The organism is Caballeronia sp. INDeC2 (assembly GCF_023631325.1).
GTDB lineage: Bacteria > Pseudomonadota > Gammaproteobacteria > Burkholderiales > Burkholderiaceae > Caballeronia.
Map to the genome: position 1 here is coordinate 264417 of NZ_JALQDG010000001.1, position 17139 is coordinate 281555.

General features: G+C 63.4%; 15 protein-coding genes. 10 read left to right on the plus strand and 5 right to left on the minus strand.

The features are described from left to right. Positions 1-21: 21 nt before the first annotated feature. Both NCS28_RS01315 and NCS28_RS01320 read left to right on the plus strand, forming a co-directional pair. Positions 22-1617, plus strand: a complete 1596-nt coding sequence (locus tag NCS28_RS01315; protein ID WP_250512072.1) for an MFS transporter — start codon at positions 22-24, stop codon at positions 1615-1617. Positions 1618-1634: 17 nt separating this feature from the next. Then, the gene (locus NCS28_RS01320) at positions 1635-2108 is read left to right on the plus strand and encodes a MarR family winged helix-turn-helix transcriptional regulator (RefSeq protein WP_250512073.1); all 474 of its coding nucleotides are present in this window, start codon (positions 1635-1637) and stop codon (positions 2106-2108) included. Here the strand turns inward: NCS28_RS01320 and NCS28_RS01325 are convergent. Then, on the minus strand, positions 2105-3379 hold the full coding sequence (locus NCS28_RS01325) for an amino acid deaminase (protein WP_250512074.1): 1275 nt from the start codon (positions 3377-3379) through the stop codon (positions 2105-2107). The genes NCS28_RS01320 and NCS28_RS01325 overlap by 4 nt on opposite strands. Positions 3380-3524: 145 nt before the next feature. On the opposite strand from NCS28_RS01325, the gene NCS28_RS01330 reads away from it, so the two are divergent. From NCS28_RS01330 to NCS28_RS01340, 3 genes are read left to right on the plus strand one after another with little or no spacing between them, the layout of a single operon-like run. Beyond that, complete coding sequence (locus NCS28_RS01330) at positions 3525-4412, plus strand: MurR/RpiR family transcriptional regulator (protein WP_250512075.1); 888 nt, start codon at positions 3525-3527, stop codon at positions 4410-4412. Position 4413: 1 nt separating this feature from the next. Continuing rightward, entirely contained in the window at positions 4414-5898 is a 1485-nt protein-coding gene (locus tag NCS28_RS01335; protein ID WP_250512076.1) for an N-acyl-D-amino-acid deacylase family protein, read from the plus strand. Positions 5899-5929: 31 nt separating this feature from the next. After that, entirely contained in the window at positions 5930-6310 is a 381-nt protein-coding gene (locus NCS28_RS01340) for a RidA family protein (RefSeq protein WP_250512077.1), read from the plus strand. A gap of 54 nt (positions 6311-6364) precedes the next feature. Here NCS28_RS01340 and queF read toward each other — a convergent pair whose 3' ends face one another. The 4 genes from queF to NCS28_RS01360 form a co-directional block, all read right to left on the minus strand. Beyond that, positions 6365-7189, minus strand: a complete 825-nt coding sequence (queF, locus tag NCS28_RS01345) for an NADPH-dependent 7-cyano-7-deazaguanine reductase QueF (RefSeq protein WP_250512078.1) — start codon at positions 7187-7189, stop codon at positions 6365-6367. After that, on the minus strand, positions 7186-8100 hold the full coding sequence (locus NCS28_RS01350) for a 5'-nucleotidase (protein WP_250512079.1): 915 nt from the start codon (positions 8098-8100) through the stop codon (positions 7186-7188). The genes queF and NCS28_RS01350 overlap by 4 nt, the downstream gene beginning before the upstream one ends. Positions 8101-8106: 6 nt before the next feature. Next, the gene (gene ilvA, locus NCS28_RS01355; RefSeq protein WP_250512080.1) at positions 8107-9630 is read right to left on the minus strand and encodes a threonine ammonia-lyase, biosynthetic; all 1524 of its coding nucleotides are present in this window, start codon (positions 9628-9630) and stop codon (positions 8107-8109) included. 225 nt (positions 9631-9855) lie between these two features. Next, positions 9856-10059, minus strand: coding sequence for a hypothetical protein (locus NCS28_RS01360; RefSeq protein WP_250512081.1), 204 nt, complete (start codon positions 10057-10059; stop codon positions 9856-9858). A gap of 92 nt (positions 10060-10151) precedes the next feature. Between NCS28_RS01360 and NCS28_RS01365 the strand changes: the two genes are divergently transcribed. The 5 genes from NCS28_RS01365 to NCS28_RS01385 all read left to right on the plus strand — a co-directional run bounded on the left by NCS28_RS01365 (position 10152) and on the right by NCS28_RS01385 (position 16978). Then, positions 10152-14246, plus strand: a complete 4095-nt coding sequence (locus tag NCS28_RS01365) for a DUF3683 domain-containing protein (RefSeq protein ID WP_250512082.1) — start codon at positions 10152-10154, stop codon at positions 14244-14246. A 36-nt stretch (positions 14247-14282) separates the two neighbouring features. Then, on the plus strand, positions 14283-14717 hold the full coding sequence (locus tag NCS28_RS01370; RefSeq protein ID WP_250512083.1) for an HIT family protein: 435 nt from the start codon (positions 14283-14285) through the stop codon (positions 14715-14717). Positions 14718-14726: 9 nt separating this feature from the next. Next, positions 14727-15134, plus strand: a complete 408-nt coding sequence (locus NCS28_RS01375) for a gamma-butyrobetaine hydroxylase family protein (RefSeq protein ID WP_250512084.1) — start codon at positions 14727-14729, stop codon at positions 15132-15134. Positions 15135-15216: 82 nt separating this feature from the next. Beyond that, positions 15217-15948, plus strand: coding sequence for a bifunctional demethylmenaquinone methyltransferase/2-methoxy-6-polyprenyl-1,4-benzoquinol methylase UbiE (gene ubiE / locus NCS28_RS01380; protein ID WP_250512085.1), 732 nt, complete (start codon positions 15217-15219; stop codon positions 15946-15948). A 25-nt stretch (positions 15949-15973) separates the two neighbouring features. After that, complete coding sequence (locus tag NCS28_RS01385; RefSeq protein WP_250512087.1) at positions 15974-16978, plus strand: Tim44 domain-containing protein; 1005 nt, start codon at positions 15974-15976, stop codon at positions 16976-16978. The last annotated feature ends 161 nt before the right edge of the window (positions 16979-17139 follow it).

The following is a 17139-nucleotide window of genomic DNA, read 5'->3' on the forward strand; positions in this document are numbered from 1 at the left end:
CAATCATTGCGCTTACAAAAAATGGCCGTTCATACAGCCGCGCATCATTCCAGCGGACAGGTTCTGCCTTTCCGCGAATCCCTCATGGCGATGCTGGGCGTCTCGTTCGTCACGATGCTCGTCGCGCTCGATCAAACGGTCGTCGGCACCGCGCTGCCGACGATCGTCGCCGAACTCAAAGGCTTCGATCTCTACGCGTGGGTCGCCACGTCGTATCTTCTGACTTCCGTCATCACCGTGCCGATTTTCGGGCGCCTCGGCGATTACTACGGCCGCAAGCCGTTCGTGATCGCGTCGATAGTCGTGTTTACCGTCGCATCCGTGTTGTGCGGGCTCGCCAACAGCATGATGTTCCTCGTGCTCGCGCGCGGGTTGCAGGGCATCGGCGGCGGGATGCTCGTCGGCACTGCGTTCGCGTGCATCGCCGATCTCTTTCCGGATAACGTCGTGCGCCTGCGCTGGCAAGTGCTGATGAGCTCTGCGTTCGGCATCGCCAATGCGGTCGGGCCGTCGCTCGGCGGCATCCTCACGCAATACTACGGCTGGCGCTCGGTGTTCTACGTGAACCTGCCGGTGGGCGTCGTCTCGCTCTTTTTCGTGTGGCGCTTTCTGCCGCATCTGCGCCACGTCGCACATGAAGGCAAGATGCGCCTCGACTGGCCCGGCGCCGCGCTCATCGCGGTGGCGCTCGGCGCACTGCAGTTGTTCGTCGAAATGCTGCCGAAGCACGGCCTCGGTGCGCAGACCGCTACGCTGCTCGTGATGAGCGTTGCTGCGGGATTTGCGCTGTGGAAGTGGGAAATGCGCTGCGACTACGCGATTCTGCCCGTCGACATGTTCCGCAACAAGGCGCTCGCCGCGCTCTTCACGCTCGCGATTCTCGGCGGCTTCACCATGTTTTCGCTGCTGTTCTACGCGCCGCTGCTGTTTCAGGGCGGCTTCGGCATGTCGCCGAAAGACGCCGGCATGATGATCACGCCGCTCGTCGTGTTCATCACGATCGGCAGCATCGTGAACGGGCGCATCGTCACGCGCCTGAAGAACGCCAATCTGATGCTGTATGTCGGCTTCACATTGCTCGCGGTGTCGTGTCTTGGCATCGTCGTCGCCACGCACAACATGCCGCGCTCGGTGCTGCTCGTCATCATGCTGCTCGGCGGCCTCGGCCTAGGCTTTGTCATGCCGAACCTCACCGTGTTCGCGCAGCAGACAGCCGGACGCGCGCATCTGGGTATCGCGACCGCATTGCTGCAATCGCTGCGCATGATCGGCGGGATGATCGGCACCGCGCTCACCGGTACGCTCGTGAGTCATCTGTACGCGAGCGGCGTGAGTCTCGCGCTCGAAAAAGATCACGCGATGCGCTGGGCCAGCGATCTCTCCGATCCACAAATTCTCATCAATCGCGAAGGGCAGCAGGCGCTGCTCTCGCAACTGAGCGCGGCCGGCCATAGCGGCGCGATGCTGCTCGAAGCCGCGCGCGAGGCGCTCGTCGCCGCGATTCACATCGGCCTTGCGCTGGCGGCGCTGGTCGCGGTGGTGTCGTTGTGGCAATCGCGCCGCGTGCCGCCGGTGCGCCTGAAAGGGTCGCAAGAACCGGTCATCCTCGCCGAATGACTACGGAAATCGAAAGCATGAATGAACAGGACCGTATCGCCGTGGTGCAGCAATTCGGGCGCACGTATCGCGCGTTCATGTCGGCGTTCGAGGCGGCCGTCGGCCAGCCGATGCCGCGCTGGCGCATTCTCCTCGCGTTGCACGAGCACGCGGGCGTGTTGTCGCAGAAGCGGCTCGTCGAGCGTTTGAAGGTGGACCCGGGCGCGCTGACACGTCAACTGAAGACGCTCGAAGGACTGGGCTGGATCGTGCGCAGCGTCGATGCTCGCGACAATCGCGTGTCGAATGTCGCGCTGACGGCGCAAGGACGCGCGATGGCGGAAGAAAGCCTGCCGCGTCGCAATGCGTTTCTGCACGACACGATGGCTTCGTTGCCCGACGAGGCGATCGAAGCGCTGTCGAGCGCGCTTCACATGTTCGAGGGGCGCATTCAGGAAGTGGCGGCGGCGAACGCATCGCAAGCGGCGGCCGCCGTCGAAGAAAAAGCTTAAAAAAACGTTTCGATCACTTCGGTGACGCGATACTTCGAATCGACGACGAGAATCTGACGCCACTTGTCGAAGGTCAGGCACGGATGCGAGATGTCGAACGCGATCATGTCGCCGACCTTTACGTCGTCGCCCGGCTTGATGCGCAGGTACGCGTGCTGATCCATCAGGCCGAAAATTTCCCAGCCGTCGCCGGGCGAAACATCGCGCGGCGCTTCGTTGCCCGGACGATAATGCTTCGCCGGCTCGGGCATGCCCGCATCGAACGCGGAATCGCGCTTGCCGAGCCCGATGATCGCGCGATCCGGCTCGGGAATCGACTGCACGTACGCCCACAATTGCAGCGCCGGCTTCAAACCTTGCCCCATCTTCTTCGCGATCGGATTGCGCGCGAAAATCTCGTTCTGCGCCTTCTTGTAGATGCCGACGTCGTGCGTCAGATAGCAGCCCGGGCGCAGCACGACTTCGATCGCGTCGCTGTTGGCCTTCGCGAATTCGTCGGCGACGACGTCGTACCACGCCGATCCCGCGCCCGAGAGAATCGCGGGCTTGCGCGCGATCTTGCCTTCCGCGATCAGCTTGCGCGTCGTATCGACGGCGCTTTGCAGGAACTCGCGAACTTTCGTTTCGTCCTGAAGCACGCCTTCATAAAGTTCGATGCCCGCGAGTTCGATCGTGCCCTGCCAGCGCGCGATCGCGGCGAGTACCGCGTCGCGCTGCGCGTCGTCGCGCACCCCGGTGCGTCCGCCCGGCACGCCCAGTTCGATCAGCACGTTCAGCTTCTTGCGCACGGAGCTGAAGAATTCGCCGAGCTGATCGACGCCATCGGCTGAATCGACCAGACAGAAGAACTCGAAGTTCGGATCGGTGAGCAGTTCCGCGATCATGCCCATGTTGCGTTTGCCGACGAGCTGATTCGCCATCAGGATGCGATGCACGCCGCCGCGATACGCCGCGCGCACCTGATGCGCGGTTGCGAGCGTGATGCCCCACGCGCCGGTGTCGAGCTGACGGCGAAAGAGTTGCGGCGCCATCGTCGTCTTGCCGTGCGGCGCGAGCTTCACGCCGTATTCGCCGACGAACGCCTGCATCCACTTCAGATTGTGTTCGATGCGATCGGAATAGAGCACGGCGGCGGGCAGGCTCACGTCCTCTTCGAGCAGATTCCATTGCAGGCGCGACGCGTCGTTCAACTGGATGCTCGTGCCCGGCACCATGCCGAGACCCTTGCCGAACGGGTCGATTGTCGCGTTCTGATAGTTTGTAACTTTCATGTGCTACTACTCCATCGTCCGATTAAATAAGCCCTGTGCACGACTCGATGCGCATCAGAGTTGACGGTGTTATGTTAACCAAAGTAGCATCCGCGATGGAAATGTTATTTAGTAACACTGGCATCACGTAAACCCGCAACCCGATATGAACGGCCACGCCGACATGCTCAGTTTCGATATCGTCGCACGCATCGCGGAGCGCGCGCCCGAGTTGCGCAGCGCGGAGCGCAAAGTCGCCGCGCTGATTCTCGACGACCTGACGGGCGCATCGCGTGCGAGCATCGGCGCGCTGGCCGACAAGGCCGAAGTCAGCATCGCGACGGTGACGCGTTTCGCGAAGGCGGTCGGCTGCGTGGACGTGCGCGAATTGAAGCTCAGGCTCGCGCAAGCGGCGGCGGTCGGTCAGCGCTTCCTGAAACGCGAGCCCGACGCCGTGCCCGATTCGCTCGCCGCGCGCATCTTCGAGGAAGTGCAGGCGACGCTCGCGCAGAATCAGGGCGCGCTTGCCGCCGCGCCGATCGCCGAAGCCGCCGACGCGCTCGCCGCGGCATCGATGATCTACGCGTTCGGCATGGGCGGCGGCTCGACCGCGCTCGCCGACGAGATGCGCTTTCGTCTCGTGCGGCTCGGACGGCCGGTGGCGTCGTATCAGGATGGACTGTTGCAGCGGATGGTCGCGTCGACGTTATCGAAGGAACATGTCGTGGTTGCGCTGTCGGTGACGGGGCAGACGCCGGAGATGGTCGAAAGCTGTCGGCTCGCGAAACAGTACGGCGCGCGCGTAATCGCGCTGACCGCGCCCGCATCGCCGCTCGGCGCGATCGCGGACTGGCTGATCCCGGTCATCGCGATCGAAACGGACTTCATCTACAAACCGTCGTCGTCCCGTTACGCGATGATGATGGCGCTCGATTTGCTCGTCACCGAACTGGCGGTCAAGCAGGCGGACCGCAGCCGCGAACTGTTGCGCCGCATGAAACACGCGCTCGATTCGCATCGCGGCGGCGGCGAGCGCCAACCCTTGGGAGACTGAAATGGAATCGTTGAAAGCCGACACGCTGATCGTCGGCGCGCGCGTGATCGACGGCACGGGCGCGCCCGCCGTCGAACGCGATGTCGCCGTGCGCGAGGGACGCATCGTCGCAATCGTTGCGCCGGGCGGCCTGTCCGGCTGGCACGCCGACGAAACCTTCGACGCCGAGGGCAAAGTGCTCGCGCCCGGTTTCATCGACGTCCATACGCATGACGACACGCACGTGATCCGCTCGCCGCAGATGATGCCGAAGATCACGCAGGGCGTGACGACGGTGATCGTCGGCAATTGCGGGATCAGCGCGTCGCCGGTGACGCTGAAGGGCGATCCGCCCGATCCTATGAACCTGCTCGGCGACGCCAGCGCGTTCAGATATCCGACCTTCGCCGCGTATGTCGATGCGGTCAACGAAGCGCGTCCGGCGGTGAATGTCGGCGCGCTGATCGGCCATACGGCGCTGCGCAACAATCATATGGATCGGCTGGACCGCGCGGCCAGTGGCGATGAAGTCGCGGGCATGCGCGCGCAGCTCGAAGAAGCGCTGGATAACGGCGCGCTCGGCTTGTCGAGCGGGCTCGCGTACGGATCGGCGTTCAACGCGCCGCCGGAAGAGGTGCAGGCGCTGGCCGAGCCGCTGGCGAAAGCGGGCGCGCTCTACACGACGCACATGCGCACCGAGTTCGACGCGATTCTCGACGCGATGGACGAGGCGTATCGCGTCGGCCGCCATGCGCGCGTGCCGGTGGTGATTTCGCATCTGAAGTGCGCGGGGCCGTCGAACTGGGGACGCAGCGTGGAAGTGCTGAAGTCGATAGAGACGACGCGCGATGGTCAGCCGGTCGGCTGCGATTGCTATCCGTACAACCGCAGTTCGTCGACGCTCGATCTGAAGCAGGTTACGGGCGACATCGACATTACGATCACGTGGTCGACGCCGCATCCGGAAATGGCGGGCAAGCTGATCCGCGAAGTCGCCGACGAATGGCAGGTCGGTCAGCAGGAAGCGGCGAAGCGCCTGCAGCCGGCGGGCGCGGTGTATCACAACATGTCGGAAGACGACGTCCGGCGCATCCTCTCGCATCCCGCGACGATGGTCGGCTCCGATGGCTTGCCGAACGATCCGCTGCCGCATCCGCGTTTGTGGGGCGCGTTTCCGCGCGTGCTCGGCCACTACGCGCGCGACACGGCGCTGATCCCGCTCGAGGAAGCGGTGCGCAAGATGACGAGCCTGTCGGCGCGGCGCTTCGGTTTGACGGAGCGCGGCGAGTTGAAAGTGGGCTATCACGCGGATCTGGTCGTGTTCGATCCGGAGCGTGTGCGCGATGCCGCGACGTTCGCGAAGCCGCAACAGGCGGCGGACGGCATCGATGCGGTGTGGGTAAATGGCGTTTTGACGTATCGCGAGCAGGCCGTGACCGGCGCGCGCGCGGGACGTTTCGTGGCGCGCGGCGCGGCATCGAAGCTCGATGCGCAGGGCGCGTTTTGAATTCTTATCGAATGGAAAAAGGAGCAGGACGATGAAGCGTTATGGCGTGGAAGGTGGCAAGGGACAAGGCGGCGCGCACATGCCGTTCGCACGCGCGGTTGAGGCGGATGGCTGGCTGTTCGTGTCGGGCCAGACGCCCATGGAAAACGGCGAGGTGATCAACGGCGGCATCGTCGAGCAATCGCACAAGGCGATTCAGAACGTGCTCGCAATTCTGAAGGAAGCCGGTTACGGCACGGAAGATGTCGTGCGTTGCGGCGTGTGGCTGGACGATCCGCGCGATTTCGCGTCGTTCAACAAGGTGTTCAAAGAGTACTTCGGCGCGAATCCGCCGGCGCGGGCGTGTGTCGTTTCGTCGATGGTGATCGACTGCAAGGTCGAGGTGGATTGCGTGGCTTATAAGAAGACGTGATCGCGATCGCGGCTCTGATTCATCGGAAGCAGAGCCGCGTTTGCATTGACCGGTTCACTGCCGCGCCAGCCGCGCATTATCCGGCATCGGCAAATTGAAGTTCGTCCGAAACGGGTTGATGTCGAGCCCGCCGCGCCTTGTATACCGCGCATACACAGCCAGCCGCTCCGGCCTGCATTCCCGCATGATGTCCATGAAGATGCGCTCCACGCATTGCTCATGGAACCCGGTATGTCCGCGATAAGAAACGATATACCGCAGCAACCCCGCATGATCGATCTGCCCGCCGTAATAGCGGATCTGCACGCTGCCCCAGTCGGGCTGTCCCGTCACCGGGCAATTCGATTTCAACAGATTCGAGAACAGCGTCTCATCGGTCGGCGCTTCGTCATGAGCCGCCTTCAGCAAAGAAGGATCGGGCGAGAAAACATCACAATCGAGATCGAGCCGGTCCAGAGACAAACCCTCGAATTCTTCCATCGCCAGCTTGCCGAAATCGCCCGGCGCCGTGAGCTGCACCGACACCGTCGCGCCGCAGATCGCGGATACATCGCGCTTGATGGCGGCGCGCACGTCATCGATCGAATCGAACGGCGTCTGCGCGAACGAGCCGAGATATAGCTTGAACGACTTCGACTCCACGATATTCGGCGAATCCGCCGGCACGAAGAAGGTCGCGACCGCGATCTGCGGCTTGCCGCGCCGGTTCAGCCACGACAATTCATAGGCGTTCCAGATATCCGTGCCGAAGAACGGCAGCCGCTCGGGCACGCCGATCGCATCGCGCGCGCGCTTGCGGTCGATCGGAAACAGCAGCGATGCGTCGTACTGTTCGGTGTAGTGGACGGGCTTGCCGAGCGGAGATTGGTCGGGTGTCATGATGCGTTCGCAATGCCGCTGAGAACGTGCCCCGTCGCGGTGACGACGCGGGCTGATTCGCAGTGGCGAATTTGATCGTCGAAGAAAAAATCGGGCTCGAATTCGCGCAGGAATTCGCCCTTGTCCAGGCCGCCGAGAAACATCGCTTCGTCGATTTCGATGTCCCAGGCCATCAGCGTGCGGATCGCGCGCTCGTGCGCGGGCGCGGAACGCGCAGTGACGAGCGCGGTGCGGATATGCATCGGCGACTTGCTTTCGGCGTCGTCGGCGATGCGTTGCAGCTTGTTCAACGCCGCCAGCAGCGGCTTCAACGGGCCGCCGGGCAGCGGCGAATCCTTCTTCTGCGTTTCATGGCCGACGAACGCGCCGAGCCCTTCGCTTTGGAATACGCGCTCGGCTTCGTCGGAGAACAAGACGGCGTCGCCATCGAACGCGATGCGAATCTCGTCCGCATAACGGCTCGCGGCGCGCGGCGTCTCCGGCAGCACGCGCGCGGCGGGAAAACCGGCGGCGAGCGCGTCGCACACATCGTCCGGATTCGCCGACAAAAACAGCGACGCCCGCAGCGGCTTCAGATACGCGAACGGCGAGCGGCCGCGCGTGAACACGCCGCGCTCGATCGCGAGACCGTGCTCGCGGCACGAATGAAACGCGCGCAGACCGCTGATCGGATCGCTGCGCGACAGAATCACCACTTCGACGCGCTGCGCGCCCGCGTTCAGCGCAAGCAGCTTGCGGATCAACCCGAACGCGACGCCCGGCTTCGCGGGCGTTTCCAGCCGCGAGCGTTGCAGCGCTTCGTATTGCGTGAGATCGCCCGCCTCGAAGACGCGGTTCTCTTCCTCGAAATCGAACAGCGCGCGCGACGAAATCGCGACGACGAGCTTGTCTTCGAGCGTGAACTTCGGCATTGCTGCTTACGCCAGGAAAAGCTTGTACACCGGATTCGCGCCCTCGTCCCACCACGGATAGCCGAGCGTCGCGAGGAAGCGCTCGAACTCCGCGTTGTCCGACTGCGGCACCTGAATGCCGACGAGAATCGAACTATAGTCCGCACCCTGATTCCGATAGTGGAACAAGCTGATGTTCCAGTCCGGCGCCATCGACGAAAGGAATTTCATCAGCGCGCCCGGGCGCTCCGGGAATTCGAAGCGCAGCAGGCGTTCGTCCTTCGCGAGCGGCGAACGGCCGCCGACCATGTAGCGGATGTGCTGCTTCGAGAGCTCGTCGTGCGACAGGTCGACCGTCGCAAAACCATGCTCGACGAACGACGACATCATCTGCGCCGTTTCCTTGCGCGACTTGATCTGCACGCCGACGAAGATATGCGCCGCGCTTTGATCGGCGATGCGGTAGTTGAATTCCGTCACGCTGCGTGTGCCGACGAGCTCGCAGAAGCGCCTGAAACTGCCGCGCTCTTCGGGAATGGTTACGGCGAACACGGCCTCGCGCGCCTCGCCGACTTCCGCGCGCTCCGCGACGAAGCGCATGCGGTCGAAGTTCATGTTCGCGCCCGAGGTCACGGCGACGAGCGTCTTGCCTTCGATGCCTTCGCGCTCCGCGTAAAGCTTCGCGCCCGCGACGGCGAGCGAACCTGCGGGTTCCAGCACGCTGCGGGTGTCCTGGAACACGTCCTTGATCGCGGCGCAGAGCGCGTCGGTATCGACGGTGACGACTTCATCGAGCAATTCGTTGCACAGCCGGAACGTTTCCTCGCCGACGAGCTTCACCGCGGTGCCGTCCGAAAACAGGCCGACTTCGCTCAGTGTGACGCGCTCGCCCGCATGGATCGAACGCGCCATCGCGCAGGAATCCTCGGTCTGCACGCCGATCACCTTGATCTCCGGCCGCACCGCCTTGATGTACGCCGCGACGCCCGCGGCGAGTCCGCCCCCGCCGATCGGCACGAAGATCGCGTGGATCGGGGCCTGGTGCTGGCGCAGGATTTCCATGGCGATGGTGCCCTGGCCGGCGATCACGTCCGGATCGTCGAACGGATGCACGAAGGTCAGGCCGCGCTCTTCCTGAAGCTGCACGGCGCGCGCGTAGGCGTCGCTGTACGACTCGCCCGCGAGCACCACTTCGACGGTCGGGCCGCCGTGCGCGCGGATCGCGTCGATCTTGACTTGCGGGGTCGTGGTCGGCACCGCGATCACCGCACGGCAGCCGAGCCGCGCCGCCGACAGCGCCACGCCCTGCGCATGATTGCCCGCCGACGCGGTAATTACGCCGCGCGCGAGTTCGTCCGCCGACAGGTTCGCCATCTTGTTGTAGGCGCCGCGAATCTTGAAGGAGAACACCGGCTGGTTGTCCTCGCGCTTCAGGAACACGGCATTGCGCAGACGCGCCGACAGGATGCGCGCGGGTTCGAGCTCGCTTTCCCGCGCGACGTCGTACACGCGCGCGGTCAGCACTTTCTTCAGGTAGTCGGGATGTGTCATGCGAGGAATCGTCACGCGGCAGCGCGCGCGGTTTTTGAGGGCGAAAAGATCAATGATAGCGCCAACCGCGCGGCTTCCGGGCACGCCTTGCGTTTCGACCGTCCGGACGGTCGTGCAAAAAAGCGTCGAAAATGACATGAACGCGTCGCGAATGCGCACGCAAAAGCCCCTTCTCGCTGCTAGCGGGCGCGAACGCGCGTCACCGCGATAGGTTAGAATTTCCTTTTACGAATCAGCAATCAGGATCGGCAGATGCACCGGCAGCTTCGGATCGATTTTTGGGCGCATGTCTCCCGCGCGGCGCACCCGGCGGCCGAGCGTCATGCGCGCCGCGCGCGATCGTGGCGTTGATCCAGGGCACATCGAAGGCGCCGTGATGCAGTTCACTTCGCTGAGTTCCGCGCTGTGCGACCCGGCGGCCTTCGCCAAGATAAGTCTCATTCGAAAATTTGCGCCCCCGCGCGCATCGTCGGCGTTTGCGCTTTTCGAAGCGCGCGTGCCGGCACACCGAACCGTCGAACATGAACGCACCCCAAGCCTTCGATCCGAACGGCGCACATGCCGCCTTGGCGCTCGATGTCGAGCCTCGTCTGCGCGAAATTCCCTATAACTACACGTCGTTTTCCGATCGTGAAATCGTCATGCGGCTCCTGGGCGACGAAGCCTGGGCCGTGCTCGACGAACTGCGCAACGAGCGCCGCACCGGCCGCTCGGCGCGCATGCTGTACGAAGTGCTCGGCGATATCTGGGTCGTGCGCCGCAATCCGTATCTGCAGGACGACTTGCTCGACAATCCGAAGCGCCGCGCGCTCCTGGTCGAGGCGCTGAATCACCGGCTCACGGAAATCGAGAAACGCCGCAGCGCCGATCTCACCGCGCACAGCGACGAAGCCGGCAGCCGCGAGCGCGCCGAGCGCGTGCAGTTGCTGATTGCCGCCGCCCGCCGCGCCGTCGACGACTTCGCCTCCGAGTTCGGCCGCATGGCCGACTTGCGCCGCCGCGCGTCGCGCGTGCTGGGCAAGGAGACGCAGAAGGACAACATCAAGTTCGACGGCCTGTCGCGCGTCTCGCACGTCACCGACGCAACCGACTGGCGCGTCGAATATCCGTTCGTCGTGTTGACGCCTGACACCGAAGGCGAAATCGCCGGGCTGATCAAGGCGTGCTTCGAACTCGGGCTCACCGTCATTCCGCGCGGCGGCGGCACCGGCTACACCGGCGGCGCGATTCCGCTCACGCCGTTCTCGGCCGTCATCAATACGGAAAAGCTCGAGCAGCTCGGCCCCGTCGAAATGACGGATCTGCCGGGCGTCGATCACAAGGTCGCGACGATTTTCTCGGGCGCGGGCGTCGTCACGCGGCGCGTTACGGAAGCGGCCGAGCAGGCGGGCTTCGTGTTCGCCGTCGATCCGACTTCGCTCGATGCCTCGTGCGTCGGCGGCAATGTCGCGATGAACGCGGGCGGCAAGAAAGCGGTGTTGTGGGGCACGGCGCTCGACAACCTCGCGTGGTGGCGCATGGTCGATCCGGAAGGCAACTGGCTCGAAGTCACGCGTCTGGATCACAACTGCGGCAAGATTCACGACATCGAAGTGGCGCGCTTCCGGCTCGACTGGTTCGACGGCAATCGTCCGCCGGGCGAAAAACTGCTGCGCACCGAAAGCCTCGACATCGCCGGGCGGACGTTCCGCAAGGAAGGGCTCGGCAAGGACGTCACCGACAAATTTCTCGCCGGCCTGCCCGGCGTGCAGAAGGAAGGCTGCGACGGGCTCATCACGTCCGCGCGCTGGATCCTGCACAAGATGCCCGCGCATACGCGCACCGTCTGCCTCGAATTCTTCGGCCAGGCGCGCGACGCGATTCCGAGCATCGTCGAGATCAAGGACTATCTGTTCGAAACGTCGAAGCAGGGCGGCGCGATTCTCGCCGGCCTGGAGCATCTCGACGAGCGCTATCTGCGCGCGGTCGGCTACGCGACCAAGAGCAAGCGCAATGCGTTCCCGAAGATGGTGCTGATCGGCGATATCGTCGGCAATGACGCCGATGCCGTCGCCGCAGCCACGTCCGAAGTCGTGCGCATGGCGAACGGCAAGAGCGGAGAAGGCTTCGTCGCGGTGAACGCCGAGGCGCGCAAGCGCTTCTGGCTCGACCGCTCGCGCACCGCGGCGATCGCGAAGCATACGAATGCGTTCAAGATCAACGAAGACGTCGTGATCCCGCTCAACCGCATGGGCGAGTACACGGACGGCATCGAGCGCATCAATATCGAGCTGTCGATCAAGAACAAGCTGCAACTCGTCGATGCGCTCGAAGCGTTCTTCCGCACCGGCAAGCTGCCGCTCGGCAAGACCGACGACGCGAACGAAATTCCCAGCGCCGAACTGCTCGAAGACCGCGTGCAGCAAGCGCTCGATCTGTTGAAGCGCGTGCGCGAGCGCTGGACTTTCGTCGGCGAAAAGCTCGATATGCCGTTGCGCGAGGCGCAGCACTATCTCGTCAATCTCGGCTACGAAGCGCTCGCGGAGAAGTTCGCGGATCGTGTCGACGTGCAGCCGGACGCGAACGTGTTTCACATCGCGCAGGATCGCACGGTGCGCATTTCGTGGAAGCAGGAGATTCGCGCGGAACTGCGCCAGATCTTCAACGGCGGCGAATTCAAGCCGATCCTCGACGAAGCGCAGGCCATCCACAAGCAGGTGTTGCGCGGGCGCGTGTTCGTCGCGCTGCACATGCATGCGGGTGACGGCAACGTGCACACCAACATTCCCGTCAACTCCGACAACTACGCGATGCTGCAGGACGCGCATCACGCGGTGGCGCGCATCATGAAGCTCGCGCGTTCGCTCGACGGCGTGATTTCGGGCGAGCACGGCATCGGCATCACCAAGCTGGAGTTTCTGACCGAAGAGGAAATCGGCGATTTCCGCGCGTACAAGCAGCGCGTCGATCCGCACGGGCGCTTCAACAAGGGCAAGCTCTTCGAAGGCGCCGACCTGCGCAATGCGTACACGCCGAGCTTCGGGCTGATGGGCTACGAGTCGCTCATCATGCAGCAGTCGGATATCGGCGCGATCTCCGATTCGATCAAGGACTGCCTGCGCTGCGGCAAATGCAAGCCGGTCTGCGCGACGCACGTGCCGCGCGCGAATTTGCTGTATAGCCCGCGCAACAAGATTCTCGCGACTTCGCTGCTGGTCGAAGCGTTCCTGTATGAAGAGCAGACGCGCCGCGGCGTATCGATCAAGCATTGGGACGAGTTCAACGACGTCGCCGATCACTGCACGGTCTGCCACAAATGCGTGACGCCGTGCCCGGTGAAGATCGACTTCGGCGATGTCACCATGAACATGCGCAATCTTTTGCGCAAGATGGGCAAGAAGAAGTTCAACGCGGGCAACGCGGCGGGCATGTTCTTCCTCAATGCGACGAATCCGCAGACCATCAATCTCGCGCGCACCGCGATGATGGGTGTCGGCTACAAGGCGCAGCGCTTCGGCAACGACGTGCTCAGGAAGTTCGCGAAGAAGCAGACGGCGAAACCGCCCGCGACGGTCGGCAAGCCGCCCGTGGTCACGCAGGTGATCCACTTCATGAACAAGAAGATGCCGGGCAATCTGCCAAAGAAGACGGCGCGCGCGCTGCTGGATATCGAAGACAACAAGATCGTCCCGATCATCCGCAATCCGAAGACGACCACCGTCGATTCGGAAGCCGTGTTCTATTTCCCTGGCTGCGGTTCCGAGCGTCTCTTCTCGCAAGTCGGGCTCGCGACGCAGGCCATGTTGTGGGAAGCGGGCGTGCAGACCGTGCTGCCGCCGGGCTATCTGTGCTGCGGCTATCCGCAGCGCGGCTCCGGGCAGTACGACAAGGCCGAGAAGATCGTCACGGACAATCGCGTGCTGTTCCACCGGGTCGCGAATACGCTGAACTATCTCGATATCAAGACCGTGGTCGTGTCGTGCGGAACCTGCTATGACCAGCTTGCGGGCTACGAATTCGAAAAGATCTTCCCGGGGTGCCGGATCATCGACATTCACGAGTTCCTGCTCGAGAAGAACATCAAGCTCGACGGCGTGACGGGCACGCGCTACATGTACCACGACCCGTGTCACTCGCCGATCAAGACGATGGACCCGGTCAAGCTCGTCAACGACCTGATGGGCTCGCAAAACGACGGCTACAAGATCGAGAAGAACGATCGCTGTTGCGGCGAGTCGGGCACGCTCGCGGTTACGCGGCCGGACATTTCGACGCAAGTGCGCTTTCGCAAGGAAGAAGAGATCCGCAAGGGCGCCGCGAAGCTGCGCGGCATTCCGCTCGTCGCGGAAGCGGGCGCGAACGGCATCAATATCGCGAATGCGTCGGCGGGCGCGGCGGGCGCGCAACCGGGCTCCGTGCTCAAGGCCGGCGACGGTCCTCAGCCCGACGGCCAGGACGTGAAGATCCTCACGAGCTGCCCGTCCTGTCTCCAAGGCCTGTCGCGGTACAACGAGGACGCCAACATCGAGGCGGACTACATCGTCGTGGAAATGGCGCGCAAGGTGCTCGGTGAGAACTGGATGGAACAATATGTCGAACGCGCGAACAATGGCGGTATCGAGCGCGTGCTGGTGTAATAGCGAAATCGAGGTTCGATTCGCTAGAGGTATGAGATGGACTGTGTGTTTTGCCGTGAAGACGGCGGCGAGGTGCTGTGGTCGGACGACGCGTTGCGCGTCGTCCTCGCCGACGAGCCCGACTGGCCGGGCCTGTGCCGCGTGATCTGGGGCGCGCATATCGCCGAAATGTCCGATTTGCCGGATGGCGACCGTGCGCGCGTGATGACGGCCGTGAACGGCGTCGAGCGCGCGATGCGCCGCGTGCTCGTGCCAGAGAAGATCAATCTGGCGAGCCTCGGCAATCAGGTGCCGCATGTCCACTGGCACATCATTCCGCGCTTTTCCAACGATTCCCGCTTCCCTCTGCCGATCTGGGCGCCGCGCCAGCGCACGGTCTCCGAATCGCAGCTATCGAAGCGCCGCGCGCAGGCGACGCTCTTGCGCGAGCAGGTGCGCAACGAGCTGAACCAGGCGTTCGGCCATCAATAAGGCAAGACCATGAGCGGACTCACTTCCACGACGCCGATTCCGACCGGCGTCGTCGTGCATTCGAAATCCCGCGTGCTCGAACTGCAATACGGCGACGAGTCGTATCGCGTGCCGTTCGAGTTGCTGCGTGTCTATTCGCCTTCCGCCGAAGTGCAGGGACACGGACCGGGTCAGGAAACGCTGCAGACCGGCAAGCGCGAGGTGACGATCGTCGGCATCGATCCGGTCGGGCATTACGCGCTGCAACTGAACTTTTCGGACGGTCACAATACGGGCATCTATTCCTGGGACATCCTCCACGACCTGGCGACGCGGCAGGACGCGTTGTGGCGGGAGTATCTGGGGAAACTGGAAGCCGCGGGCGTGGACCGCGACACGCCGATGGCGGGAAAACCCTCCGGTGGCCACTGCCACTGAGCATCAAGGTTGCGGCATACGGCCGCACAGCCGGCGCGACGATTGCGCATACATAGAACGAACAAAGGCGAGGAAGAGCGCGATGAGCAAGACCCACTTCGGATACGAAACGGTCGACGAACAGGACAAGGCGAAGAAAGTGGCGGGCGTGTTTCACTCCGTCGCGGGCAACTACGACTTGATGAACGACCTGATGTCCGGCGGACTGCATCGGATCTGGAAGCACTTCACGATCGGGCAAGCCAAGGTGCGGCCGGGCTACAAGGTGCTGGATATCGCGGGCGGCACGGGCGATCTGGCGATGGCCTTCGCCAAGCAGGCGGGCGAAACGGGCGAAGTCTGGCACACGGACATCAACGAATCGATGCTGCGCGTCGGCCGCGACCGGCTGATCGACAAGGGCGTGCTGACGCCCGCGCTGTTGTGCGACGCCGAGAAGATCCCGTTTCCCGACAACTATTTCAATGTGGTTACGGTTGCCTTCGGTCTTCGTAACATGACGCACAAGGACCGCGCGCTGGCGGAAATGACGCGCGTGCTCAAGCCGGGCGGAAAATTGCTCGTGCTGGAATTCTCGAAAGTGTGGGAACCGCTGAAGAAACCGTACGATATCTACAGTTTCAAGATTTTGCCGTGGCTTGGCGATAAAGTGGCCAAAGATGCGGACAGCTATCGGTATTTGGCCGAGTCCATCCGCATGCACCCGGACCAGGAAACTTTAAAAACAATGATGGAACAAGCGGGCCTGGATCGAGTCGAATATTACAATTTGTCAGGTGGCGTGGTAGCGTTACACGTCGGGACAAAATTTTGATGTTCCACTCTCTAAAGGATTCGATATGTCCGATTCGCGCAAACCCCAATCCCGGGGTTTCCTGAATTTCTTCTTCAGGAAGGCCGGAATCTTGGCGCTGGCTGGCGTTATTGCGGCCGGCGCAATCTTCGCGGAAACGGCGGAAGCCAGACGCATGGGCGGCGGGCGCAGCATGGGCCGTCAGTCGGCCACGGCGACGCAGCAGCATCAGGCAACGCCGCCGTCGCAATCCATGCAGCAGGGGCAGGCGGCGCAGGCTCAGCGCGCGCAGCCCGCACCAGCTGCGGCGGCAGCGGCGCAACCCGCGCGCAATCGCTGGCTGGGACCGATCGCCGGTCTCGCGGCCGGTCTGGGCATCGCCGCGCTGCTGTCGCACTTCGGGCTGGGCGAAGCGTTCGCCGGCGCGATGGCCAACATGATCATGATCGCGTTGATCGTGCTGGCGGCCGTCATGCTGTTCCGCTTCATCATGCGCAAGCGTCAGGGCAACAACACGCCTGCTTATGCTGGCGCGGGTTCGGCTTCGGGTTCGCCGTACGGCGCGACCACGCGCACGAGCCTGAATCAGGACCCGCCGCAAGTGCCGCAGCAGCCCACCGGCTTCGGTGCGAACTACATCGAATCCGCGGCGCCGCAGCAGGCCGTGAATCCGAACGTGCCGGCCGGCTTCGACACCGACGCATTCGTGCGTAACGCGAAGGTCTACTTCGTGCGGCTGCAGGACGCGTGGGACCGTGGCAATGTCAACGACATTCGCGAGTTCACGACGCCCGAAATGTTCGCCGAAGTGAAGCTCGACGTCGATGCCCGCGGCAGCGCGCCGAACCGTACGGACGTGGTGCAACTCAACGCCGACCTGCTCGGCGTCGAGGATCGCGCGAACGAGTATCTCGCGAGCGTGCGCTTCCACGGGCTGATTCGCGAGTCGGAAGGCGCGGCGGCGGAGCCGTTCGTCGAGGTGTGGAATCTCTCGAAGCAGAAGGCCGGCAACGAAGGCTGGCTGCTCGCGGGGATTCAGCAGGTAAGCTAATTTCCTCGTCGCCATTCTGCGGGGCGGCGGTAGCTCCGGAAAACCGCGCGAAAGCGTCTCACGCAGATTTACCCCGTAGAATATGACCCGCGCGAGCCACCGCTCGCGCGGGTTTTTTTATCTCCGAATCGATGACGAACGCAGACGAATCCGCCCGTTTT

Excerpts from the sequence above, each read along its gene's own strand:
- NCS28_RS01385 (WP_250512087.1), top strand. The coding sequence starts at position 15,974 with ATGTCCGATTCGCGCAAACCCCAATCCCGGGGTTTCCTGAATTTCTTC.
- NCS28_RS01370 (WP_250512083.1), top strand. The coding sequence starts at position 14,283 with ATGGACTGTGTGTTTTGCCGTGAAGACGGCGGCGAGGTGCTGTGGTCG.
- queF (WP_250512078.1), bottom strand. The coding sequence starts at position 7,189 with ATGACACCCGACCAATCTCCGCTCGGCAAGCCCGTCCACTACACCGAA.
- NCS28_RS01325 (WP_250512074.1), bottom strand. The coding sequence starts at position 3,379 with ATGAAAGTTACAAACTATCAGAACGCGACAATCGACCCGTTCGGCAAG.
- ilvA (WP_250512080.1), bottom strand. The coding sequence starts at position 9,630 with ATGACACATCCCGACTACCTGAAGAAAGTGCTGACCGCGCGCGTGTAC.
- NCS28_RS01340 (WP_250512077.1), top strand. The coding sequence starts at position 5,930 with ATGAAGCGTTATGGCGTGGAAGGTGGCAAGGGACAAGGCGGCGCGCAC.
- NCS28_RS01335 (WP_250512076.1), top strand. The coding sequence starts at position 4,414 with ATGGAATCGTTGAAAGCCGACACGCTGATCGTCGGCGCGCGCGTGATC.
- ubiE (WP_250512085.1), top strand. The coding sequence starts at position 15,217 with ATGAGCAAGACCCACTTCGGATACGAAACGGTCGACGAACAGGACAAG.
- NCS28_RS01320 (WP_250512073.1), top strand. The coding sequence starts at position 1,635 with ATGAATGAACAGGACCGTATCGCCGTGGTGCAGCAATTCGGGCGCACG.
- NCS28_RS01330 (WP_250512075.1), top strand. The coding sequence starts at position 3,525 with ATGAACGGCCACGCCGACATGCTCAGTTTCGATATCGTCGCACGCATC.
- NCS28_RS01365 (WP_250512082.1), top strand. The coding sequence starts at position 10,152 with ATGAACGCACCCCAAGCCTTCGATCCGAACGGCGCACATGCCGCCTTG.
- NCS28_RS01350 (WP_250512079.1), bottom strand. The coding sequence starts at position 8,100 with ATGCCGAAGTTCACGCTCGAAGACAAGCTCGTCGTCGCGATTTCGTCG.
- NCS28_RS01375 (WP_250512084.1), top strand. The coding sequence starts at position 14,727 with ATGAGCGGACTCACTTCCACGACGCCGATTCCGACCGGCGTCGTCGTG.
- NCS28_RS01315 (WP_250512072.1), top strand. The coding sequence starts at position 22 with ATGGCCGTTCATACAGCCGCGCATCATTCCAGCGGACAGGTTCTGCCT.